This is a genomic window from Corynebacterium sp. HMSC056E09 (assembly GCF_001813425.1).
Classification (GTDB): domain Bacteria; phylum Actinomycetota; class Actinomycetes; order Mycobacteriales; family Mycobacteriaceae; genus Corynebacterium; species Corynebacterium hesseae.
In genome coordinates this window covers 81,957-103,731 of the sequence record NZ_KV812490.1, presented here as the reverse complement: position 1 = coordinate 103,731, position 21,775 = coordinate 81,957, and the positions used below count along the sequence as shown (strand labels likewise).

The window sequence follows — 21,775 nt, the reverse complement described above, 5'->3', positions numbered from 1 at the left end:
TGATTTCCTGACGTTGTTTGTTGACGCGATTCACCTTAAAGCCACCTTCCTACATCCACCCCCAATTTTAGTCCACATGTTCGAATTTGACAATAGTTTTACCGAACTTCTCCACGTTTTTCGAACAGGCACATCAACTTTGCCTGCGAAGGGTTCGCCGCCTGCTTTCACATACCGCAAGAATCTGTTGTTATTAGACATGTGAGTTACACGCTGCGCCGCCTAAGCCCCCAAGAGTTCGCCATTGCCCTCCCGCACTTGGTGGATATCTACATTGCAGCGATGAACTACGACCCCTCAGTACGCAACAGCTCCATCATGCGGTGGCGCGGGGATCTCATACGCCCGGGGTTTTCCTGCGTGGCGGCCACCTCCGAAGACGGCATCACCGGATTTGCCTACGGCTTTCTAGGCTCTCCTGATACCTGGTGGGACAAGCAACTCCGCCGAGCGCTTTCCAACAGCGGCGGCGCAACCCCAGAGCAAGAAGAGGTTCTCCACAACTATTTTGAGTTGGCGGAAATCCACGTAGTGCCCGAGGCACAGGGCCACGGTCTGGGCCGTGCGCTGCTTGAAGCACTGGCCTGGAACCTCCCCGCCCGCTACATCCTGCTCTCCACACCTGAGGTTCCCAATGAAGCCAACTCCGCCTTCGGCCTCTACCGCACAATGGGCTTTAGTGACTTCCTTCGCCAGCTCCATTACCCCGCCGATTCACGCCCCTTCGCCATCCTGCAATCAGCTGTGCCGCTAGCACCAGCCGGTACCGCTTAACCTGGCGTCTAATCCGTGAGCCTGCCCAGGTAGAGTGGCAGGCGTGACTACTCCGCAAATACCTTCCCTGGACGATATCCCCGTAGCCGTACGCGAGGAGCTCGAGCTTTTCCTAGATAGTCAGCGCGACGCCATCGCGTCCATCGGTTCCCCGGTGACTAACGCGATCTCCTTTTTGGAATCCTTCGTGCTGGACGGCGGAAAACGTATCCGCCCTCTCTACGCGTGGGCAGGTTTTATCGGCGCACATGGGCTCGAGGGCACGGAGTCCCCGCAGGCGATGCTCCGCGCAGCTTCTTCCCTAGAATTCATCCAGGCTTGCGCCCTCATCCACGATGACATCGTGGATGCTTCCGATACCCGGCGCGGCAATCCCACCGTCCACCGTGGCGTAGCCGCTCGCCATCGGGAGCTCGGGCTAAGCGGTGACGCTGACTTCTTCGGGCAGTCTCTCGCCATCCTTGTGGGCGACATGGCCTTGGTCTGGGCCGAGGACATGCTCCAGGATTCCGGCCTGAGCCCCGAGGCGCTCGCGCGCGCTCGGGCGCCGTGGCGGGCGATGCGCCGCGAGGTTATTGGCGGGCAAATGCTGGATATTTGCCTCGAAGCGGAAGGCTCCGAGGATGCAACGTTGGCGGACTCAGTAAACCGTTTCAAGACCGCTGCGTACACCATCGAGCGCCCGTTGCATTTGGGCGCAGCCGTAGCGGGAGCACCCGAAAAGCTTGTTGCCGCTTTCCGCGGCTATGGACAAGACATCGGGGTCGCATTCCAGCTCCGCGATGATTTGTTGGGGGTCTTTGGTGACCCAGCAATTACTGGCAAGCCCGCCGGTGATGATCTGCGCGAGGGCAAGCGCACGGTCCTCTTGTCATTGGCTCTGCAACGTGCGGATGCCACTGATCCCGCTGCTGCCGCGGAGCTTCGCCGCCTCATCGGCCAAACGGAGGATCCCGCAGATATCGCCCGCATGGCCCAGATCATTGCCGATTCCGGGGCACCGGATGTCGTCGAGCAGCGCATCAGCGATCTCACGCGCTCGGGCCTTGCCCACCTTCATAATGCCCAGGTCGCCCCCGAAGTCACGGCAACGCTGGAAGAGCTCGCCCACAAATCCACCGCACGCCGGATGTAGCATGGCCCGCTCCGCATCCGCGCGCGTATCCCTGCGCATTCCCAACCCGCTTCCTCTGGGCATCGTCTCCGCGGTGATCCTTGCTCTCGCCTCCTTCTCTGGTGGCGCAACCCGGAACCGAGGGGGCTTTCTTGAGGCACTCAACATCGGATTTCTCGCGTATGGCCACGGCCGCAACATCGGCATAGTCCTCTATTGGGTTGGCCTCTTTGGATTGGTCGCCGCGTGGGTCCTGGCTGGGCGTTATCTCATCGCCCCACAGCTCAAGAACCCGCAACCCGACGGCGCGCTGTCTGACATCCGCCGAATGCTGATGTGCTGGGTTGCCCCGCTGTTGTGCGCGGCCCCACTGGCTTCGCGGGACGTGTACTCCTATCTCATGCAGGGAGCCATGGTGCGCGATGGTTTCGATCCTTATGTCGAAGGCGCGGCTGTTAACCCCGGCCCCTTCCTGCTGGAAGTCTCACACGACTGGCGAAACACCACTACGCCTTATGGTCCGCTGCACTTGTGGATGGGCAACGGGGTAACCAACCTCGTGGGGGACAATGTCGCCGCGGGCATCATCGTCTATAAGGCGATATCGGTCCTCGGCTTTGCCGCCATCGCTTGGTCGATTCCACGCCTTGCACGCAGCATCGGGGGCGATCCGGCGCTAGCACTGTGGTTGGGTCTAGCGAATCCAGTGATTCTATTGCACCTCATCGGCGGCATGCACAATGAATCGGTCATGGTGGGCTTGGTATCGCTGGGATTGCTCGCCGCGGTTCACAACAAGTTTCATCTCAGCCTCCTTCTTGTCGGCGTAGCGGTGTCGCTCAAAGCCACAGCTGTATTCGCCGCACCGTTTATCGTGTGGCTCATGCTGCACCACTGGGCGCCGAAAGGCACCACGCCACTCAAGCGCTTCGGGGTCTTTCTCCTGTCCGGCGTCGTTGCCGTAGCGGAGGTCGCGCTGGCGGTGGCGGTGATTACGTGGGCGTCGGGAAGCTCGTGGGGCTGGTTGTCACAAATCAGCGGCAATTCCAAGGTGATCAATCCCCTGGCCGGCCCTACCTTGCTCGCCGACATTCTGGTACCGCTCATCCAGGTCTTCTCCCCCGATACCACCTATAACGGGGTGCTCAGCGTGTTGCGTTCAATTGCGATGATCCTCATGCTCCTCGGCCTCGTCGTCGTGTGGTGGTGGGGGCGAACAGGCGTGCGCCGCGCGATTGCCGCTACGGCTGCGGCCTACCAGGTGGCGTTCGTCTTCAACTCTGTGACGCTTCCCTGGTATTACGCCTCCGTGCTCACGCTCATGGGAACCTTCCGTCCACCGCTGCCTTTGATCAAACTAACCACCGGCGTGGCCCTCTTTATCGGAGTGGCCTTCGCTGGCGACGGAAACCACCAGCTCTATAACTGGTTCTGGGACATCGCCATGGTGGTCGTGGCGTGGTCAGCAACGCAGTGGATTTTCGATGGCGTTCCACGCACCACCGCGGCCATGGATGAGGCTGATACTCCTAAAACGCCGAAGCCTGCGCGCGCCGAATAACCTCGCGCGCAAGGTGCCCGTGGAGCGCGTCAATGGGGCGGCCTGGCAAGGACTCATCTTCGGTAAACAGGTGTGCCAAAATTTCATTGTCGCCCCAGCCGTTATCGGAGAGGACCGTAATCACTCCGGACACGTGCTTGGAAATGACGCCCTTGGAATTGAAGAATGCCTCTGGAACGAGGCGCTCCCCCTCGGCGTTTCGCCACACGATGAATTTACGCGCGTTGAGCAGGTCGAAGACGCGAGTGATGGGGAGATCGAGCTTTTCAGCAACCTCAGCAAGCGTCAGCAGCTTTTCCCCGGCGAGGAGCTGCGGTAGTTCCGGGTGGGGATTCTCGAAGTTGTTTTCAGAATTAGTCACGGACACAACTGTAGCCGGATCACACTTTGGGGCGCTGATCGGCCATACTGGAATCCATGACAAGGCTGAACGTGGGCGATATTCTTGAAGGACGCTACCGCATCGATCAGCCGATCGCTCGCGGCGGCATGTCCACTGTGTATCGCTGTGTCGACATGCGCTTGGGCCGCGCAGTGGCCGCCAAGGTCATGGATGAGCGATATCACGATGACCCTGTCTTCGTCACCCGCTTCGAGCGCGAGGCCCGCGCCATGGCACAGCTCAGCCACCCCAACCTCGTCGCCGTGCATGATTTCTCCGCGGATGGGTTGCCCATCTATCTCATCATGGAGCTCATCACCGGCGGCACCTTGCGCGAGCTCCTTGCTGAACGCGGCCCCATGCCGCCGCATGCCGCAGCCGGCGTCATGCACTCCGTGCTGGCCGGGCTCACCGAGGTCCACCACGCCGGCCTCGTGCACCGAGATATCAAGCCGGACAACGTTCTCATCACGGACAACCACCGCGTTAAGGTCGGCGATTTCGGCTTGGTGCGCTCCGCCAAAGCGGAGCACGATAGCTCGGGTCAAATCGTCGGCACCGTCAGCTACCTCTCCCCCGAGCAGGTTACGGGTGCGGATATCACCCCGGCTTCCGATGTCTACTCGGCCGGAATTGTCCTGTTTGAGCTCCTTACCGGCACGGTCCCCTTCCACGGCGAGACCCCACTGGCCCACGCCACAGCGCGCGTGCACGCGGATGTGGTGGCGCCGTCCTCACGCATCGAGGGGGTGCCCATGCTTTTCGACGCCCTCGTGGCCACCGCCACCGCGCGCCAGCCGGCCGAAAGGTTTGCGGATGCCGGCGAATTCCTCGATGCGCTGGATGATGTATCCCGTGAACTGCAGCTCCCGCAATTCACCGTCCCCGTCCCGCGGAACTCGGCTGCTGCACGAACAGCCGCTGTGCCCACGGATTTTTCGGGGGCAGGCAATACCCGGGTCTTCGAAGCTACGTCCACGATCCCGGCGCCTCAAGCGCCCACGCGGGAAACCCGTGTAGAGCCTCGAAACGATGTTTTTCTCCCGCCGGCCGCACCGGTAAATCCTCCGGCACCGTCCCCTGCGGTAGCAGAACCTTCTGCGCCGCTTCCCCCGGCCGGTGCCGAGGAGGAGCCAGAAGAGCGCCCCTTGAGCAACCGCAGCGCGATTGCCCTCGTTGGCTTCCTCGTCCTCGTCGGCCTCGCCACCTTGGCTGTCGCCGTGGCGGCCTGGTGGTTTGGCTCCGGAGAATACGGCACGTGGCCGATTCTCTGGAGGCCATATTAGCCTGCGCAACTTCTAGTTGCGCAGCATCTCCGCGATAAGGAAGGACAGCTCCAGCGATTGCTGCGTGTTCAGGCGCGGATCCACGGCGGACTCGTAGCGGCCCGGCAGATCCACGTCCGTGATGTCCTCAGCGCCGCCGAGGCACTCGGTGACGTCCTCGCCGGTGAACTCTAGGTGGACACCACCAGGGTGAGTACCCAGTTCACGGTGCACCTCGAAGAAGCCCTGGACCTCGTCGACGATCTTGTCGAAGTGGCGGGTCTTGTAGCCATTCGATGCCGTGAAGGTATTCCCGTGCATCGGATCGGACTGCCACACAACCTTGTGGCCGGAGTCCTCCACGGCCTTGATGATCGGCGGCAGGACGGAACGCACCTTATCGTGGCCCATGCGGGCGATCATGGTTAGGCGGCCAGGCTCACGGTTCGGATCCAGACGCTCTGCGTACTGCACAGCCTGCTCCGGAGTTACTCCTGGGCCAAGCTTGATGCCCACGGGGTTGCCGATGATGGAGGCGAAAGCGACGTGGAAATCGTCGAGGCCGCGGGTGCGCTCGCCGATCCACAGCTGGTGAGCGGACAGGTCGTAGAGCTTGGTCTCGCCGTTAGTGTCCAAGCCCAAGCGCAGCATGGAACGCTCATAGTCACGCAGCAGGGCTTCATGGGAGCAGTAGATCTGTGCCGAACGCAGGGTCTCGTCTGAGACTCCGCAGGCGTTCATGAAGGCCAGGCCGTTCTCAATTTCATTCGCCAGGGCCTGGTAGCGAGCGCCTGCCGGAGAGTTGGCCACAAACTCGCGATTCCACTCGTGGAGTCGGTAAAGGTCAGCAGTACCGGATTGGGTCAGTGCGCGGACCAGGTTCATGGCCGCCGAGGAGTTCGCATAGGCACGGATCATGCGGGCGGGATCGTGGCGGCGGGATTCCTCGTTGGCTTCTACGCCGTTGACGATGTCACCGCGGTAGTTGTACAAGCCGTTTGCGTCCAGATCAGAGGAGCGCGGCTTCGCGTACTGGCCGGCGATGCGACCGAGCTTAACCACCGGGGTGGACGCGCCATACGTCAAAACTACGGCCATTTGAAGCAGCGTCTTGATGTTGCCGCGGATGTGCGGCTCCGTATTGGACTCGAAGGTTTCCGCGCAGTCGCCTCCCTGGAGGAGGAAGGCGTTGCCCAGGGCGACGTCGGCAAGCTTGCGCTTGAGGTCCTCAATCTCTGGAGCCACGACGATAGGTGGGACGGATTCCAGGATCTTGCGCACGTTATCGGCTTGCAGCTGATCCCAGCTGGGTTGCTGCTTTGCCTCGCGGGCAATCGCATCTTGAAACTTCTCGTTGATCCCCTCCGGCAGCGGTGGCAGATCAGGGAGCACTTCTTTGGGAATATCTACTGTCCAACTCACACCCAGTATTTAACCATCTTGGGTCTATCGCGCGTTAGTTAATGGCATTTCGGCCACGGTATTAATTCACGCTTTATTAACGCGGTTGCCCCTAGTCAACGGCAAGTGCTGTTCACAAACCCGAAATTTGGCCAGATTATGGCGGGCGTCGACCAACGCGTCATGGTTGCCGTTCGGGACTGGAGGCAGCTTGGGGCGGCCGGCGAATTCCCAATACTGCTTAAGCTCCCGGGTATAGCGCGGCAGGCCCTTGGGCAGACTCGCCATATCGCCCCAGAGTTGCGCAACAACCACGTGGTCATAAGCGCCCACCCAGGCCCACAACTCGATGGGAGTGGAGTGCCGGCCGAGGAATTTCAGGAGATCTTCGCGGATGGTTTCGCGCGATTTCCAGACCGGATCTGCTGGACTCGGCAGCTTATCCAAAACATTCTCACGCACCCATGCGTTTGCCTTGGCCGGATCAAAATCTGTCGATACCGCGTAGTATTCGCTACCGTCTTCCCCGACAATTCCGATGGAGACCAATTCAATGGTCGATCCGTCCTCGATAAATTCGGTGTCGTAGAAGTAGCGCACGCCCCGTATCCTAGTCTCCCGCCCACATAGGCCTGCCCACTGGGGTCTATACTCAACTGCGTGAAGAAAGCTCTCTCCTCCCCTCTTCTCCCCTTGTTCATAGCAGGGCTGGCCTCCCTAGCGTGGATTATCCAGCTTCCGGCATTATTCAGCAGCGGCAGCATTGCACCTTATTACCACATTGACCTCGATGTCTATCGCGAGGGAGGACGCGCGCTTCTACGCGGAGAGAATCTTTACGCACAGAGCTATGTGCTCGACAACGGTTTTTCGCTGCCTTTTACCTACCCGCCTTTTGCTGCAGCGCTTTTCGCCATGGTGTCATGGCTCCCGTTGTGGCCGCTGTCCGTTCTTCTTACCGCAGCATCGCTCGGGGCGCTGTGGGTTTGCCTGTATGCCGTGATTTCTCGGAGCTGTGCTACTGAGCGACCTGGTTGGTGGTCCTCGTGGGCATTGTGCGCCTGCATGCTGATGGAACCGGTTACTGAGACGCTCAGCTTCGGCCAAGTGAACCTTTTGTTGACCGCGGCGGTCGTTGTAGATTGCTTACTGCTGAGCCCACGAAGCTCGTGGCGTGGTGTGCTTACGGGCATTGCAATAGCCATCAAGCTCACCCCAGCGGTGTTCCTCGCCGTGTTTTTCGTTCGCCGCGACTGGCGCGCTCTTGCCACGGCGTTGGTCTCCTTTGTCGCATGTGGTGTAGTGGGGCACCTCGCCTCCCCAGCGAGCTCCGCGGTGTATTGGACCGATACCCTTCGTGATTCCTCGCGCATCGGCGGGCTGGCCTACTCCGGCAACCAATCACTCCGCGGCCTGCTAAGCCGCATTGTCCCCGAGCAAGCATCGGCTCTTTGGATTCTCGGATGCATCGCCATCGTCGCGCTTCTGTGGTGGCTTATGGAGCATACATCATCGCAGGTCGAGCTCGTGCTGCTCGCTTCCTCGGCGGCGCTGCTGTGCTCCCCGGTCTCGTGGTCTCACCATTTCACGTGGCTCTGCTTGGCAGCGGTATATCTGACCGCCCGCCGACACTGGTTCCTAGCTGCCCTCACATGGCTGACGTTGCTGGCCCGCGGCCACTGGCTCGTCCCGCACAATGAGCAGCTGGAGCTGACGTGGTCGTGGTGGCAGCAGATTCCGGGCAACGACTATTTCTTGCTCGTCGTGTTTCTTGTCGCGGTGAGCTGCTGGCTCAGGCTCGTGCCTACAGACGACGGTTCCGTTTTTCGCCGACCCGCACCGATTGGCGGCGGTTTAAGCGTCCAGCCCACGACGGGCACCTTGCCCAAAGCCCACAGTGCTAGCGACGCGACTGCGCAATAAAGAACGCACATGCTAAGCCAGAACCACGTGTTTTCCAGCGGCCACTGGCCCGCCAGGCTAACCTCCCGAGGATGGAGCGCCATGGGGTAGCCATAAAGAACGGTGAGACCGATGGGATGCCCTAGATAGATAGGCAGCGTGTGGGCACCGATGAAACGCAGACCAGTGGACAAGGCCGGAATATAGGACACCGCCACCGCCACCGCGATTCCCACTGGCACCTCGAAGAACTGCTCTACCATGCGAACGAGGATGTGAACGTCATCCCGCACCAGCGCCTCCGTACCAGGCAACAACCACGTGACGTCAACTTCTCCGGAGAAGTTATCCCACGCGCGGCGAGTAAAAAAGCCGATGGCGTAGGCCACTGTCATCCCGGAATACGCCCAAAAACTGCGGTGATCCCATATGCCCTTAAACGGTGCCTCGATAGCTGCAGCGAAGTCGGAAATGGCATCACGGAAATAGGCAGCGCCAACAAAGACCGGGAGAAACATGATGGCCTTCGCAATCGAGGTGTATTGCGCCTGCCAAGCGATGAACAGAATCGGACTAAAGCTCAGCGCCATCGCTGCCCACCCGGGGAGCTTGCGTACGCACCACAAGAAGATGTTGAACAGAATCAGCGAATGCAAAAACCATGCCATGGAATGGCCCACGAGCAGGCTAGCTGTCATTTGGTCAACATCGAAGATGGGATCTCCAAAGACCCAGTGGTACTCCACGCGTTTGGTTTGTTGCTCAACGAGCATCCAGACCACATAGGGAACGAGGAAGTACCACAGGCGGCGTGTGAAAAGCTCCGCGAAGCTAAAGCGAAAAACCTTCTGGGCAAAAAAGCCGCTCACCAAGAAGAACAGAGGTAAGCGAAGCGGATCCAGCCAGACGTTAAAGGCCGCCAGCCACGTCTCCCCTGATTCAGGAACGGTGAGCGTGATGTGCAGTAGCACGACGCCCAGGATGGAGATTCCTTTCGCTACATCGGGCCACGCCAGGCGTTTGGTTAAAGAAGAAGACACTGACTACCGTGCCTCCGAACCGGGCTCGGCCCCTTCCGGGTAGCCGTGTCCAGCTTGCAGGGATGCCTTCACATCGGAGGCGTACACGTCGACATAGGGTTTACCTGCCAACTCAGCCAGCTGCTTCATCACGTAGTCCGTGAAGGCGCGCACGGTAGCGTGGTCCTGTGGATCAAGGTTGCGCTCGGCAGCCCACGCCTGGGGATCGATGGGCTCCCCCACGCGCATGCCGACGCGAACCGGGCGCGGGATCCATGAACCGATCGGGTTTGCCTTCCGGGTATTAATCATGGCGATGGGAATTACCTGCTCACCAGTAGTCAACGCGATGCGCGCCATGCCGGTGCGCCCCTTGTAAATGCGTCCATCGGGCGAACGAGTTCCCTCCGGGTAGATTCCAAAGAGATCCCCGCGGCCGATAATGCGTTGCGCGCTCGCTAGCATGGCGTCGCTCGCGTCTTTATTGACGCGGTCAATCGGTACCTGCCCCACGGAGCTAAAGAACCACTTTTGCAGGCCGCCAACGAAACCGGGGGTGGTGAAATACTCGCTCTTAGCCAGAAAAGTAATCTGCCGCGGGCATAACAGGGGGAAGTAGAAAGAATCCATGACGGCTTGGTGAGAGGATGCCAAGATAGCCGAACCGGATTCCGGGATGCGATCCATTCCTTCGGACCATGGGCGGTTCCATACTCGAAGGGCCGGGCCAAAAAAAATGTGCTTAAAGGCCCAGTACCACTTGTTTCGCATCGCTTATAGTCCTATCTGTTTATGCCGAACAGGCCACGCTGTCCGGTGAAAGAAAAATGTGCGGTGTTAACCTCGGTGCTCCTGGCCGGCGAGATCAGCGACACCAATCATACCCGCCGCGGAACCCAGTTTCGCGGTTGCGACTCGGGCCAGAGGCCTGTGACCGGCCCCGACAATCTGGCTAGCCATGGCTTCCCGTGCCCGATCTAGGTACAGATCCGCGTCCTTGGATACCCCACCGCCGATGACGATCAGCTCGGGGTCAAGGACATCCGCCACCATGGATAGTCCCTGCCCCAACCACTGTCCGAAGTTATCCATGACAGCCAAACCTAGGGGATCTCCCCGGCGAGCGGCCGCGGTGATCTCCTCGCCGGAGGGATTCTCCGGGAGGGTTGTTTCAAAGTCACCGCGCAGATCCGCGCAGGTGTCCGGCAGAGCGGTTCCGGACGCGTAGCGTTCGAGGCAGCCGCGCTTTCCGCACGAGCATTGGCGTCCGCCCGGTGAAACAACGAGGTGCCCAAACTCAGGGGCAGTGCCGAAAGCTCCGCGGTAGATCGTGCCGTCATTAAATAGCGTAGCTCCAATGCCGGTACCGACGGCAAAGAAAACCCATTCCTTCGCCCCGCGTCCTGCACCAAAGCGCCACTCCCCCCACGCGGCCGAGTTGGCGTCGTGCTCAAGCCGGACAGGAACGTCCAAGCGCTTGCTCAAGATTTCACGCACTGGGGCGTCCCGCCACGGCAAATGCGGAGCAAAACGCACAATTTCGCATTCGGGATCCAAGAACCCTGCGAGGGCAAGCCCAACGGCATCAATGTCATGAGAAGCTGCGAGGCTGTCGACGCAACGCACGATGTCATCTTCGAGCTCTCGCGCTTCCACGGCCGTAGGCACGCTCATCGAATCCACAATCTCTCCGGCGGGATCAATCACCGCGGCGCGCAGGTTTGTTCCACCAATATCGAACCCGATGGTGAGGCCACTGCGGCCGCCTTCAGCGGAGGGAGTGTGTTCAAGCATGACTAGTAGGATATACCCCGGCTTGCCCTCGATCACATTCGAGAATCTCGCGCAATCGTGCGCCCATGATTTCCCACGTCCAGCGCTCCTCCACGTGGCGGCGCCCGGCTGCCCCCATACGGTGGGCCCGGGGGGCATCGCCAAGCAACGTGCACAGCGCCTCCTCAAGCTCCGGCACCGAAGACCCGCGCACAACGAGCCCTGTCTCCGGAGTCACCGTCTCCGGCGCTCCGCCGGAATCTCCAGCAACCACTGGCAGCCCCGCCGCCTGCGCCTCAAGGTAAACAATGCCGAGTCCCTCGACGTCGAGTCCGCCACCTCGTGTGCGTGCAGGCATGGCGAATACATCGGCCGCATGGAGGGCCAAACGCAATTCCGCCGTATCCCGCGCCTCCTGAATCACGGCGTCTGGGCAGTACAGATGCGCAAGTTCACGCAAGGTCGGCTCGTAGCGGCCGCGTCCGATAATGAGTAATTGCGCATCTGGAATTCGCCCACGCACCGCTGGCATAGCGCGCAAGAGTTGATCCTGACCTTTACGCGGGACCAGACGGGAGATGCAGACAATTACTGGGCCGGGGCCCAACCCGAAATGCGCACGGGCCGCCTGCTTCTCTGCTGCGGTAGCTGGCGTGAAATCCTCCAGGTTGACCGCCGAGGGCAAATGAACCCACCGCGCACCCGAGCCGAACGCGGGCTCCAACCTGTTGCGCGTGTAGTCCGAGATATACGTGAGGACATCCGAAGACTTGCCGATCCTGCGCAAGGCTTGCCGTGCCCCAGGAAGCATGGACCACCCCACCTCATGCCCGTGCGTTGTGGCTACGATGCGGCGCGCGCCCGCTGCACGCGCTGCCGGCGCCATGAGCGCGAGTGGGGCCGCAGCACCAAACCACACGGCCTTGATATCGTGTTCTCGGATGAGGCGCTGCATCTGGCGGGCCGTAGCAGGCGTTGGCAGCATGATGGAGCGCGGCCAGCGGACCACGGTATAGGGCAGCGTCGAGTCATACTCCGCAGCGGCGTCCCCGTCTTGAGTCGAGGCGAAAACCACGACATCCTGCGGGTTGAGGGTCGCCAGAAAATCTCGAAGATAGGACTGGATCCCGCCGATGGTGGGCGGGAAGTCATTGGTGACGAGGAGTGTGCGCGCCATGTCCTAATAGCGTACGGCACCTTCCACCGGCATGGAATTCAGCGGCACCACGGCCACGGGGACGCCATAGGTGGAGGCATGAACAATCTGGCCATCACCGATATACATTCCCACGTGGGTAACGCCGGGGTAATAGCCCACAATATCGCCGGGCTGGAGTTGGTCCAGCGGCACCGGCGTACCACCGGCGAGCTGCGCCTGCGAGGTGCGCGGAATGCTCTTGCCCATCTGCTGATAGCTCCACACCATCAGGCCAGAACAGTCAAAAACATCAGGACCCGTTGCGCCCCAGCCATACGGGGCGCCAATACGGCTGAGAGCGGCTTCCACAGCGGCAGACCCGGAGCCATCGGCCAGCGCAGCCAAGTCAAGGTCGGAGGATCCACCGAAGTGCTGGACCCATGCCTCACGCGCTTCTGGGCTTAAGCCATCAACGGTGGCCTCAAGTTCCTTCTGTTGTTCTTCCAGCTCGGCCTTTTCTTTCAGCACCGAGTCACGCTTTACCTGCAGCTCGTCACGCTTATGGCGTGCCTCCTCGGCGGCATCAACCGCCTCTTGATGCGCGTTGTCGGCCGCTGCGGAAGCCGCGACCATTGCGTCTTCCTCACGCTTCGCGGCCTTGGATAGGGCACCTAGATAGCCCATCCGTTCTACCGCACTGGCCACGTCATTTGCATTGAGGGCGGCGGAGACCGACGTTGCAGCGGCATTCCTACGATAGCGCTTCTGCGCTAGAGCATCGATGCGTTCCTGTTGTTCGGCCACAGCGGCTGAGGCATCTTCGGAAGTACGCTGCGCTTCCTCGGCCTTTAATTCCAGCTCGCCGATCTCTTTCTCCGACTCAGCGAGCTCATCCTCGAGCCCCTTGACTTCCTCACCCTTGGCAGACACGCGCTGGGCGACGTCCGCCATGCGCTCAATGAGGCCGGGCAGGTCTTCAGGATCCTCCGCTTGCGGAGCGCCTTCCTGCTGCTGCTCCGGAGAAACCTCCTGGGACACAGCCGACGGTGAAAGGACGGCAACTGGAACCGTGCTCAAGGCAAGTGCAGCGACCGCACACGCAAGGCCACGACGCGACATGGATACCCCCGAAACTTAGAGAAGGTTAATAGATAACTGAATTATACCCTCAGTCGAGCAAAAACATAACGTCTACAAGAATAGCCGAACCCCTTCCCCACCCTCACCATCAACATGGCAAGAGCGGCGGAAGGGGTTAGGACGATTACCGAGTGCGCTTAGAAGCGAACTGCGGAGTGAATCGGCATGTAGTTCAGGGAACGCTCACCCACCGGGGTACCGGAGTTCAGAGCGTCAATGATGGTGCCATGGCCGGTGTAGATGCCAACGTGAGATGCACCAGAGTAGTACACGATGATGTCACCCGGCTGCAGCGCATCGAGGGACACCGGGGTGCCGGCAGATGCCTGCGCCTGGGACGTACGCGGGATGGACACGCCAGCCTGCTGGTAAGCCCAGGAGGTCAGGCCAGAGCAATCGAAGGCGCTCGGGCCGTTAGCGCCGTAGACGTACGGGGAACCGATGGCGGAACGAGCGGCTTCAAGAACCTTCTCGCCCACGGACTGGGTCGGCGCCGGGGCCGGTGTCGCCGGGGACTCAACAGCAGCGGCGTAGCCGCCACCCTGGTTTGCCTTGAAGGCAGGGATGTAGCGATCAACGTTGGGCAGCTGCTGAATGTTAGGAACATTCTCCAGGCCGGCGACCTCAAAGCGGATGTCGGTGTCCGGAACAACGACCTCGGCAGCGTTGGCGGCAGCCGGTACGGTAACAGCTGCGGTTGCTGCGATAGCAGCGGTAGATGCGATGCGACGGGTGTTCACGTTGCCCTGACGACGGTGCTTAGCCACGAATTTAAACTCCAAATCTTCCTATGCGCCTACTTCGCCCGCCAAGACGGCGAATCATTCATTCACCTTCTTGATGACGCGGGCAAAAGCTCTGACCCAAGGGGCGGGCCTAGCGTTCGACGATGACCCATTCCTGTAGAGCCATCTCCGCTCGGCCCCCGGTTTTAGGAGGGGCCAGACGCGGCGCTTAAATCTTCAGTTCGTATTGAGCACCGGTGATGTGTACACCGTGTCGGTAACTCAATGTCTCGAATAGGTTACGAAATCATCACAAGCGATGTCGAGTCAGAAACGCAAAACCGGCTTCGTTACCGTCCTGTTATCAAACGGAAACCTAAAAGACATCCCCCGCGCAGCCCCGACTCCAATACACACTACCCGCCAGAAGATACGGGCAACAACCTGCCACAACAGGGTCGCCAGCCAACGCGAGACCGCTAGACCAATAGCGCATGACCGGAATCAGAATCCGCCATAAAATTAGTGATGTAACCTTCGTCACACACCGGTAATGCCGGGCATCAAATGCCCCAACCTACCCACAGTGCACTCCTAAAACACCACCAAAGAATCAAGAAATGCTGTGGATTTTTAGCAGATTCCTCCACCGACCCCCAGTACTATTCCTCACCCCACCAGAGATCAGCCACCTTGCGTGACATTAAGGAGCAAAGTTGACTCACCGTTAACGGAAAGTTAACTGCAGCCGCTCTACCCAACCATGGCAGAGCCATGAAGCGCTTATCCGAGTCAGGGCCCACCAGTGCGCCCTGAAGCCCGCCACAGCGCTACGAAGCGGATACAGAAACGCTGAGAGCCCGTGCTCCTTTCCTCGTATTGGGAAGGAACACGGGCTCTTGTGAGCGTGTTTCAGCGAGTGAAGGCGCTAGATGCGGCCGTTCTCCTCGTCTTCGCGGCGATTAGCCTCGTTGAGCTGACGGAACATCTCCGCTTCCTCAGCGTGGTTCTCGTGGCGAATCTCATTGACGCGGGAGACGATGGACGGGTCATCGGAAGAGAAGATGCCCTGCGTCTCGGAGTCAGCCAGACCAAGCTGGTTGAGCTGCTTCGGAACCGCGGCACCGGAGTACTCGAGCGGAATCGGGTGGCCATGGTCATCCACCGGGCCAAGCGGCTGGTGGACCTCAATGAAGGCACCATTCGGCAGCTGCTTAATAACGCCAGTCTCAATACCGTGCTCCAGGACCTCACGGTCGGAGCGCTGCAGACCAACGCAGATGCGGTAGGTCATGAAGTAAGCGATCGGCGGCAGGACGATGAGGCCGATACGGCCAACCCAGGTCATCGCGTTCAGGGAGATCTGGAAGAAGTGAGCCACGTGGTCGTTACCACCGGACAGCGTCACCAGAAGGAAGAACGTGATGGCAGCCGCGCCGATAGCGGAGCGAACCGGGACATCGCGCGGGCGCTGCAAGAGATTGTGGTGGGCGTCGTCACCAGTCAGCTTCTTTTCGATGAACGGGTAAGCAAACAGCAACACAACCATCAAGCCACAGAGCAGTGCAACCCAGAAGGCGGACGGAATCGTGTAGTTGCCGATGTAAAGCTCCCATGCCGGCATGACACGAGCAACACCGTCAGTCCACAGCATGTAAATATCCGGCTGGGAACCAGCGGAAACCTGAGACGGGTTGTACGGGCCAAGGTTCCAGATGGAGTTAATCGTCATCAGACCGGAGATGAGTGCCAGCACGCCGGCAACCATCATGCCCATGCCAATGGCCTTGGTGGCGAAGACCGGCATAATGCGGACGCCAACAACATTGTTCTCAGCGCGGCCCGGTCCAGGGAACTGGGTGTGCTTCTGGAACCAGACCATGATGAGGTGAGCTGCAATCAGGCCCAGAATGATGCCCGGGATAACCAGCACGTGCAGGATGTAGAAACGATCCAGCATCAGGTCGGACGGGAAGTCGCCACCGAAGATGGCCCAGTGCAGCCAGGTGCCGATGATCGGCAGGCCCAGGATAATGGCGGACATGATTCGCAGACCGACACCGGAGAGGAGGTCGTCCGGAAGGGAGTAACCGAGGAAGCCCTCGATCATGCCCAAGAGAATCAAGGCGCAACCGATAATCCAGTTAGCCTCACGCGGGCGACGGAACGCACCGGTGAAGAAGATGCGAAGCATGTGGGCAATCATGGACATCATGAACATGAGTGCTGCCCAGTGGTGCATCTGGCGCACGAACAGACCACCGCGGACCTCGAAGGAGAGGTCAAGCGCAGTTGCATAGGCGCGCGACATCTCCACACCGTTGAGCGGGGTGTAAGCGCCGTCGTAAATGACCTTCGTAATGGAAGGATCGAAGAACAGCGCCAAGTAGATGCCGGTCAGCACCAAGATGATGAAGCTGTACAGTGCCATCTCACCGAGCATGAAGGACCAGTGAGTGGGAAAGACTTTGTTGAGCTGGGTACGCAGGACGCCGGCAGCGGAGTACCGCTCGTCCATGTTGTTACCCATCTGTGCAAGTTTGTTACTCATTATGACTTACGCTCCCAGAATGCAGGTCCGACGGGCTCGATGAAGTTGCCCTTAGCAATGAGGTAGCCCTCTTCGTCCACGTCAATCGGCAGCTGCGGAAGTGCACGGGCGGCAGGACCGAAGACCGGCTTGCCGTAGTGCAGAGCGTCGAACTGCGACTGGTGGCACGGGCAGAGAATGCGGTTGGTCTGAGCCTCGTACAACGAGGTCGGGCAACCAATGTGGGTACAAATCTTGGAGTAGGCGTAGTAATCGCCGTAGTGGAAGTCCTCCTGGCCCTTGCGCTCGATGGCCTTCTTGGCGTCATCGTTGCGCAGGCGGATGAGCATCACGGCGTTACGGTTGCCATGGATGGAGTGCATGTGGTTCTCGTAGACGTCCTTGTCCTCGGAGTACTCAGCACCATCGTTGACATCCTCAGCAGCCAGCGGGAAAACGGTCTCCATGCCGCCGGCCGCAAGGTCCTCCGGACGTACACGAACCAGGCGGGTAACACCGCGGGTGGTGTAGTGAGTGCCGGATTCGCCTTCATGCTTCTCGGCAATAGTACCGGTGTCGCGAGCAAGGTAGAGCTTGACGCCCTTTTCATGCATGGTCCAACCGGAGGTCCACAACGTGCCGTCGCCGGCATAGTTCAGATCGTGGCGCTTCTTCCACGGGTTATTGATGGCGCCACCCAGCGGCGCAATAACCGTCAGGCCGAACAGAACGCCGGCGCCGCCGAGCAGACCCTTGATGGTGGAACGGCGACCCAGCGTCGACGTGTTCCAAGAATCATTAAGCAGCGCGGTCAGCGTGCGGCGGTCAACCTCTTCGGAAGGACCGTCGTGGCGACGCTGGACTGAGATCTCCTCCGGGAGAATCTTCTTGACGTACTGAACAATGGCGAAGCCCAGGCCCAGAATGCACAGGCCGGAAGTCAGGCCCAGCAGCGGGGTGTAGAGGGTGTGCCACCACAGGCCGTCCTCTCCCAGCATCTTGTACTGCCACGGCCAGAAAAGGTAAACGCCAAGGAAGGCGATGCCCATCAGTACAGAAACGATGAGCCAGAAGGTGACATTGCCGGCGGCGCGCTTCTCAGCGGGGTCGCCCTCGACCGGGAAGCGTTCCTTGCGGAATGCGACGGTGACGTCGTCAAGCTCGGTGCCGAGTGCTGCGAGCTCGTCGTTGCTCATAGCATCGAGCTCTTTGCGAGAGTAATTCTTCTTTACGTTGCTCATGAGCGAGATCCAATCCACATAGCGGCAACGCACAGAAGGCTGATGCCGATGATCCACATTGCCAGGCCCTCAGCCACTGGGCCGAGACCGCCGAGCGACCAGCCGGCCGGGGACGGGGTTTCCTTTGCAGACTTGAGGTAGGCGATGATGTCCTTCTTCTCGTCTGCGGTCAGCTGACGGTCAGAGAACTTCGGCATGTTCTGCGGGCCGGTCAGCATTGCCTGGTAGATCTCCTGCTCGTTGGCCGGAGCCAGCGGCGGGGCAAACTTACCGGAGGACAGCGCGCCGCCCTTGCCGGTGAAGTTGTGGCAGGACGCGCAGTTCATGCGGAAGAGCTCAGAACCCTTAGCTACGTCCTCTGCCTGAATCTGCCCGTTGTAGTTAGCGCCGCGCAGGGATTCCTGCGCAACGGAGCCGTCCTCGTTGTAGACGATATCGGCACCGCCACCGTTGGCAGCAACATAAGCGGCAAGCGCCAGGGTTTGCTGCTCGGTGTAGCGCGGAGTCTTGCGCTCAGCCTGAGCGTCGTTAGACATCATCGGCATGCGGCCGGAGTGAACCTGGAAGTACACGGAGCCGGCACCAATGCCAACGAGGGACGGGCCGCGGTCCTGGATGCCCTGCAGGTTAGCGCCGTGGCAGGTAATACAAGCGACTTCGTAGATGTCCTTGCCCTCTTGAACGAGTGCCTGGTCATCCTTTGCGGCGGTAGCCACCTGCGCGTCAGGGGTCAAGGCAGAAGCCAAGACGCCAGCGCCGGTAAGGCCGATGCTCAGCGCAAAGACGCCAGCCAGCGTGCGCTTCGCCTTGCGGCGACGGCGGGTCTTCTTAGCCGCGGCAGTGGTGTCTTCCACTGCGGCGGGCTGCTGGATGTTATCCATCATTTTCCTTTAGATAACTCGTACATGGAAATGAATGGCTGTAGGCCGGTTGCTCCCCGGCGACTACGGCCTACTGAACTAGGTAGATGACTACGAACACGCCGATCCACACAACGTCAACGAAGTGCCAGTAGTAGGACACTGCCATTGCCGCGGTGGCCTGTGCAGGCGTGAACTTGGAGCGGGCGATGCGCGCCAAGATGATTCCGAAGGAAATCAGACCCGCAGTCACGTGAGCCGCGTGGAAGCCGGTCAGAATGTAGAAGACCGAACCGAACACGCTGGACTGAACAGTGACACCAGCCATGATCAACTCTGTCCACTCGAACGCCATGATGCCTAGGAAGACAACACCCAACGCGATGGTCACCGAGTACCAGAGTCGGAGCTTGTATACGTCACCCCTTTCTGCTGCAAACACGCCGAACTGAGAGGTCACGGAGGAAAGAACCAGGACTGTCGTAATGATGAAGCCCATCGGCACGTTGATGTGCGCGGTGTGCTCAGCCCAGTCACCCTCCTGGCCGTTCGCACGCGAGGTGAACCACATCGCGAACAGTCCAGCAAAGAACATCAATTCCTGAGACAGGAACACGATGGTGCCAACGCTGACCATGTTGGGTCGGTTCAGCGCGGCAACACGTGGTGCTGCCATACCTTGGTTAGAAACTACGCTCGTCACGCATAACAGTATGGCTGGTCTAGCCGCATAAGTCATCTCATTTCCCCCCGATTTTTTTGAGGCCAGAGCATAGACCTTCACTATCTTCAGCTCGTCCGGAGCCCCCAAATCATTCAGGAAATAGTTGGGAACTTTTCACCGCGCTTTACGACGCCCCATCCCTGCAGGTAGTGCAACGTACTAACGAAGACGGCAAGCATTCAAAGCACGTCAACTACCCGGAGCCCGTCCGCCAGAGCTACTTCCCCATGACGTGCCCTAATGAGATAAATCACACCCCCGCTCGGCCGCGTAAGTGCAGGACTGCAACTTTCGGATGACCCCCGTAAAAACGCACGTTAACGTGCTGGAATTCCTGCGGTCGCCCTGCCCTCAGCACTCCTGGTGCCCCAACCCCTCCCCCAGCCCGCCGACCTACACGAAGTTTTTTGGGGCCTCCGGGAACTTTTTGCAACGCTTCGCGACGCCTTGAAGATCGACAAGGCCCCCGCCACGTTGCGTGGCAGGGGCGTGAGAAGTCGTGGCGCTAAATCGCGCGGCAGATGTGGCTTTAGCCTTAGTGCTTTTCCTTCGGAATACCGTACTGCAGGGACAGGCCGGTAACGGACGTCACGAGCAGGACAGCACCCAGAATGATCATCCAGAAGTAGAGGTAGATGATACCAAGACCCAGCACCGCAATGGAGCCGGTCATGCACAGCGGCCAAATGGAGCTCGGAGAGAAGAAGCCGAGGATACCGGCTCCATCTTCAGTCTCCGCCTCCTCCCAATCTTCCGGAGTGACGTCAACGCGGTTATCGGTGAAGTGGAGGTAGCCGCCCAGCATGATGCAGAGCAGCATGGCAAGAACCATGCCGACGATGCCGACCCACTCGGTGCCGTATAGGTAGCCATCATCCTTGACGTAGTTAACACCAATGATGTAGACGATGAGCGACACGAAGAGGTAGGTCGCAATTGCGTAAAAGACCTTAGATGTTGCACGCATTGTGTATCAGTTCCTTTTCTTATGCCGCAGACGTGGTGTCAACGAAGTTGTCGGCATCGCGGGTATCGCGCAGCGAGTTGAACGGAGTGGTGGTAACTGCGTAAGGCTCTTCACCAATGTGCTCAAGGGCCTCGGCGTTGGTTGCCTGCGGATTCTCCTCGCGGAACTTGAGGTACTCGTTGAAGTCCGCGCGGTCAACGGTGCGGATCTCGAAGTTCATCATGGAGTGGTAGGTACCGCACATCTCAGCACAGCGGCCGACGAAGGCACCCTTTTCCTCAATCTTCTCAACCTGGAAGCGACGCTCCTGGGAGTTCTTCTCCGGGTGTGCGTAGGCATCGCGCTTAAACAGGAACTCCGGAACCCAGAATGCGTGGGAAACGTCGCCGGAGGCAAGACGGAACTCAATCGGAGTGTCTACCGGGAGAACCAGAACCGGAACCTCTTCGGTGGTACCGACGGTCTCAATCTTGTTGAAGTTGAGGTAGGAAATGTCACCCATGGACTTACCGTGAATCGGGTTGGGGTTCGCAGTACCCTCTGGATCCACAGCAGATTCCTCAGCGAGCTTCTGGCGCTCAGTATCGGCGCCATTGTAATTCTCGCCATCAACCTTGTTCTCGGCGTAACCAAACTTCCAGTTCCACTGGAAGGCAGTCACGTCAACGGTGACCTCAGGGTTCTTATCCAAGGCCGTAACCTTCTGCTGTGCCTGAACGGTGAAGAAGAACAGGCCCATAATGATAAGGATCGGAATGATGGTCAATGCCATCTCCAGCGGCACGTTGTACTGCAGCTGCTTCGGGAACTCGCCCTTGCCAGCCTTCTCGGCCTTCTTCGCGCTCCAACGGAAGATGGCAGTGAGGAAGAGACCCCACATAATAAAGCCGATAATCCATGCAGCAACCCAGACCCAGATCCAGAAGTTGTACATCGAGTGAGCCTCAGGGGTAACACCCTTCGGCCAACCCATACCTAGGAGATTTTCAACGGCCGTCGGCGCTGCGACGTCACAACCTGCCAGAGCTAGACCGCCCAGAGCGATAACGCCCGCCAGGCCTGCCTTACGGCCGAGGTTGCGTTGCTTACGCTGTCCCACGTGTGTTCTGCCTTTCTGTGCACACAAACTTCTCGAATACTCACAGAGCATTCCTACCCAATCAGGATAGAGGATCATGCCTGAATTTCAGACCTTTTCGCTGGACTGATCAGGTGCTAGTTCCGCTCTATAAATAGTGAACGTACGGGATGTTACCGGC

Annotated in this window: 19 protein-coding genes and 1 pseudogene; 5 read left to right on the top strand and 15 right to left on the bottom strand. The window is 59.6% G+C overall.

Going from position 1 to position 21,775, the window contains the following annotated elements:
- The first annotated feature begins 201 nt into the window (after positions 1-201).
- The 3 genes from HMPREF2912_RS03435 to HMPREF2912_RS03425 are packed head-to-tail and all read left to right on the top strand — an operon-like array spanning position 202 to position 3,449.
- On the top strand, positions 202-774 hold the full coding sequence (locus HMPREF2912_RS03435) for a GNAT family N-acetyltransferase (RefSeq protein ID WP_070683238.1): 573 nt from the start codon (positions 202-204) through the stop codon (positions 772-774).
- 43 nt (positions 775-817) lie between these two features.
- Positions 818-1,909, top strand: a complete 1,092-nt coding sequence (locus HMPREF2912_RS03430; RefSeq protein WP_070683237.1) for a polyprenyl synthetase family protein — start codon at positions 818-820, stop codon at positions 1,907-1,909.
- A 1-nt stretch (position 1,910) separates the two neighbouring features.
- Positions 1,911-3,449: an alpha-(1->6)-mannopyranosyltransferase A gene (locus HMPREF2912_RS03425; protein ID WP_070683235.1), complete on the top strand. Its 1,539-nt coding sequence runs from the start codon at positions 1,911-1,913 to the stop codon at positions 3,447-3,449.
- Here HMPREF2912_RS03425 and HMPREF2912_RS03420 read toward each other — a convergent pair.
- Positions 3,418-3,816 carry an Rv2175c family DNA-binding protein gene (locus HMPREF2912_RS03420; RefSeq protein WP_070519830.1) on the bottom strand — a complete coding sequence of 133 codons (399 nt, stop codon included), beginning with the start codon at positions 3,814-3,816 and terminating at the stop codon, positions 3,418-3,420. The two genes, HMPREF2912_RS03425 and HMPREF2912_RS03420, sit on opposite strands and share 32 nt — an antisense overlap.
- A 50-nt stretch (positions 3,817-3,866) precedes the next feature.
- Between HMPREF2912_RS03420 and HMPREF2912_RS03415 the strand changes: the two genes are divergently transcribed.
- Entirely contained in the window at positions 3,867-5,117 is a 1,251-nt protein-coding gene (locus HMPREF2912_RS03415) for a protein kinase domain-containing protein (RefSeq protein WP_070519828.1), read from the top strand.
- A gap of 12 nt (positions 5,118-5,129) precedes the next feature.
- On the opposite strand, the gene HMPREF2912_RS03410 is transcribed toward HMPREF2912_RS03415, so the two are convergent.
- Both HMPREF2912_RS03410 and HMPREF2912_RS03405 read right to left on the bottom strand, forming a co-directional pair.
- Positions 5,130-6,518 carry a class II 3-deoxy-7-phosphoheptulonate synthase gene (locus HMPREF2912_RS03410; protein ID WP_070519826.1) on the bottom strand — a complete coding sequence of 463 codons (1,389 nt, stop codon included), beginning with the start codon at positions 6,516-6,518 and terminating at the stop codon, positions 5,130-5,132.
- Positions 6,519-6,584: 66 nt separating this feature from the next.
- The gene (locus HMPREF2912_RS03405; RefSeq protein WP_070519824.1) at positions 6,585-7,097 is read right to left on the bottom strand and encodes a polyadenylate-specific 3'-exoribonuclease AS; all 513 of its coding nucleotides are present in this window, start codon (positions 7,095-7,097) and stop codon (positions 6,585-6,587) included.
- Positions 7,098-7,157: 60 nt separating this feature from the next.
- Here HMPREF2912_RS03405 and HMPREF2912_RS13390 point away from each other — a divergent pair, with 60 nt between their 5' ends.
- Entirely contained in the window at positions 7,158-8,420 is a 1,263-nt protein-coding gene (locus tag HMPREF2912_RS13390) for a glycosyltransferase 87 family protein (RefSeq protein WP_369815733.1), read from the top strand.
- Positions 8,421-8,455: 35 nt separating this feature from the next.
- On the opposite strand, the pseudogene HMPREF2912_RS03400 reads toward HMPREF2912_RS13390, so the two are convergent.
- The 12 genes and pseudogenes from HMPREF2912_RS03400 to HMPREF2912_RS03345 form a co-directional block, all read right to left on the bottom strand.
- Positions 8,456-9,370, bottom strand: a pseudogene (locus HMPREF2912_RS03400) (hypothetical protein); the annotation flags it as partial.
- A gap of 72 nt (positions 9,371-9,442) precedes the next feature.
- On the bottom strand, positions 9,443-10,189 hold the full coding sequence (locus tag HMPREF2912_RS03395) for a lysophospholipid acyltransferase family protein (protein WP_070565436.1): 747 nt from the start codon (positions 10,187-10,189) through the stop codon (positions 9,443-9,445).
- Positions 10,190-10,255: 66 nt separating this feature from the next.
- Positions 10,256-11,212, bottom strand: coding sequence for an ROK family protein (locus tag HMPREF2912_RS03390; protein ID WP_070565434.1), 957 nt, complete (start codon positions 11,210-11,212; stop codon positions 10,256-10,258).
- Positions 11,205-12,368 carry a glycosyltransferase family 4 protein gene (locus HMPREF2912_RS03385; protein WP_070565432.1) on the bottom strand — a complete coding sequence of 388 codons (1,164 nt, stop codon included), beginning with the start codon at positions 12,366-12,368 and terminating at the stop codon, positions 11,205-11,207. Before HMPREF2912_RS03385 ends, HMPREF2912_RS03390 begins: the two co-directional genes overlap by 8 nt.
- A 3-nt stretch (positions 12,369-12,371) precedes the next feature.
- Positions 12,372-13,448: a C40 family peptidase gene (locus tag HMPREF2912_RS03380; RefSeq protein WP_070683229.1), complete on the bottom strand. Its 1,077-nt coding sequence runs from the start codon at positions 13,446-13,448 to the stop codon at positions 12,372-12,374.
- A 158-nt stretch (positions 13,449-13,606) separates the two neighbouring features.
- Positions 13,607-14,236: a C40 family peptidase gene (locus HMPREF2912_RS03375; protein ID WP_070520146.1), complete on the bottom strand. Its 630-nt coding sequence runs from the start codon at positions 14,234-14,236 to the stop codon at positions 13,607-13,609.
- Positions 14,237-15,122: 886 nt separating this feature from the next.
- Positions 15,123-16,745 (bottom strand): cytochrome bc1 complex cytochrome b subunit, encoded by a 1,623-nt coding sequence (locus HMPREF2912_RS03370; protein WP_070561948.1) that lies wholly within the window; start codon positions 16,743-16,745, stop codon positions 15,123-15,125.
- Positions 16,745-17,965, bottom strand: a complete 1,221-nt coding sequence (locus HMPREF2912_RS03365; protein WP_070519809.1) for a cytochrome bc1 complex Rieske iron-sulfur subunit — start codon at positions 17,963-17,965, stop codon at positions 16,745-16,747. The genes HMPREF2912_RS03370 and HMPREF2912_RS03365 overlap by 1 nt, the downstream gene beginning before the upstream one ends.
- The gene (locus tag HMPREF2912_RS03360) at positions 17,962-18,849 is read right to left on the bottom strand and encodes a cytochrome bc1 complex diheme cytochrome c subunit (RefSeq protein WP_070519807.1); all 888 of its coding nucleotides are present in this window, start codon (positions 18,847-18,849) and stop codon (positions 17,962-17,964) included. Before HMPREF2912_RS03360 ends, HMPREF2912_RS03365 begins: the two co-directional genes overlap by 4 nt.
- Positions 18,850-18,916: 67 nt before the next feature.
- A complete protein-coding gene (locus tag HMPREF2912_RS03355) occupies positions 18,917-19,528 on the bottom strand; it encodes an aa3-type cytochrome oxidase subunit III (RefSeq protein ID WP_369815732.1) in 612 nt (203 codons plus the stop codon).
- A gap of 556 nt (positions 19,529-20,084) precedes the next feature.
- Positions 20,085-20,516, bottom strand: a complete 432-nt coding sequence (locus HMPREF2912_RS03350; RefSeq protein WP_070533361.1) for an aa3-type cytochrome oxidase subunit IV — start codon at positions 20,514-20,516, stop codon at positions 20,085-20,087.
- Between the two features lie 19 nt (positions 20,517-20,535).
- A complete protein-coding gene (locus HMPREF2912_RS03345; protein WP_070533363.1) occupies positions 20,536-21,615 on the bottom strand; it encodes an aa3-type cytochrome oxidase subunit II in 1,080 nt (359 codons plus the stop codon).
- Between the last annotated feature and the right edge of the window lie 160 nt (positions 21,616-21,775).

What these genes read in the sequence shown, in the direction of transcription:
- HMPREF2912_RS03380 (WP_070683229.1), bottom strand. Translation starts at nt 13,448, where the DNA reads ATGTCGCGTCGTGGCCTTGCGTGTGCGGTCGCTGCACTTGCCTTGAGC.
- HMPREF2912_RS03395 (WP_070565436.1), bottom strand. Translation starts at nt 10,189, where the DNA reads ATGCGAAACAAGTGGTACTGGGCCTTTAAGCACATTTTTTTTGGCCCG.
- HMPREF2912_RS03425 (WP_070683235.1), top strand. Translation starts at nt 1,911, where the DNA reads ATGGCCCGCTCCGCATCCGCGCGCGTATCCCTGCGCATTCCCAACCCG.
- HMPREF2912_RS03415 (WP_070519828.1), top strand. Translation starts at nt 3,867, where the DNA reads ATGACAAGGCTGAACGTGGGCGATATTCTTGAAGGACGCTACCGCATC.
- HMPREF2912_RS03365 (WP_070519809.1), bottom strand. Translation starts at nt 17,965, where the DNA reads ATGAGCAACGTAAAGAAGAATTACTCTCGCAAAGAGCTCGATGCTATG.
- HMPREF2912_RS03370 (WP_070561948.1), bottom strand. Translation starts at nt 16,745, where the DNA reads ATGAGTAACAAACTTGCACAGATGGGTAACAACATGGACGAGCGGTAC.
- HMPREF2912_RS03360 (WP_070519807.1), bottom strand. Translation starts at nt 18,849, where the DNA reads ATGATGGATAACATCCAGCAGCCCGCCGCAGTGGAAGACACCACTGCC.
- HMPREF2912_RS03390 (WP_070565434.1), bottom strand. Translation starts at nt 11,212, where the DNA reads ATGCTTGAACACACTCCCTCCGCTGAAGGCGGCCGCAGTGGCCTCACC.
- HMPREF2912_RS03350 (WP_070533361.1), bottom strand. Translation starts at nt 20,516, where the DNA reads ATGCGTGCAACATCTAAGGTCTTTTACGCAATTGCGACCTACCTCTTC.
- HMPREF2912_RS03385 (WP_070565432.1), bottom strand. Translation starts at nt 12,368, where the DNA reads ATGGCGCGCACACTCCTCGTCACCAATGACTTCCCGCCCACCATCGGC.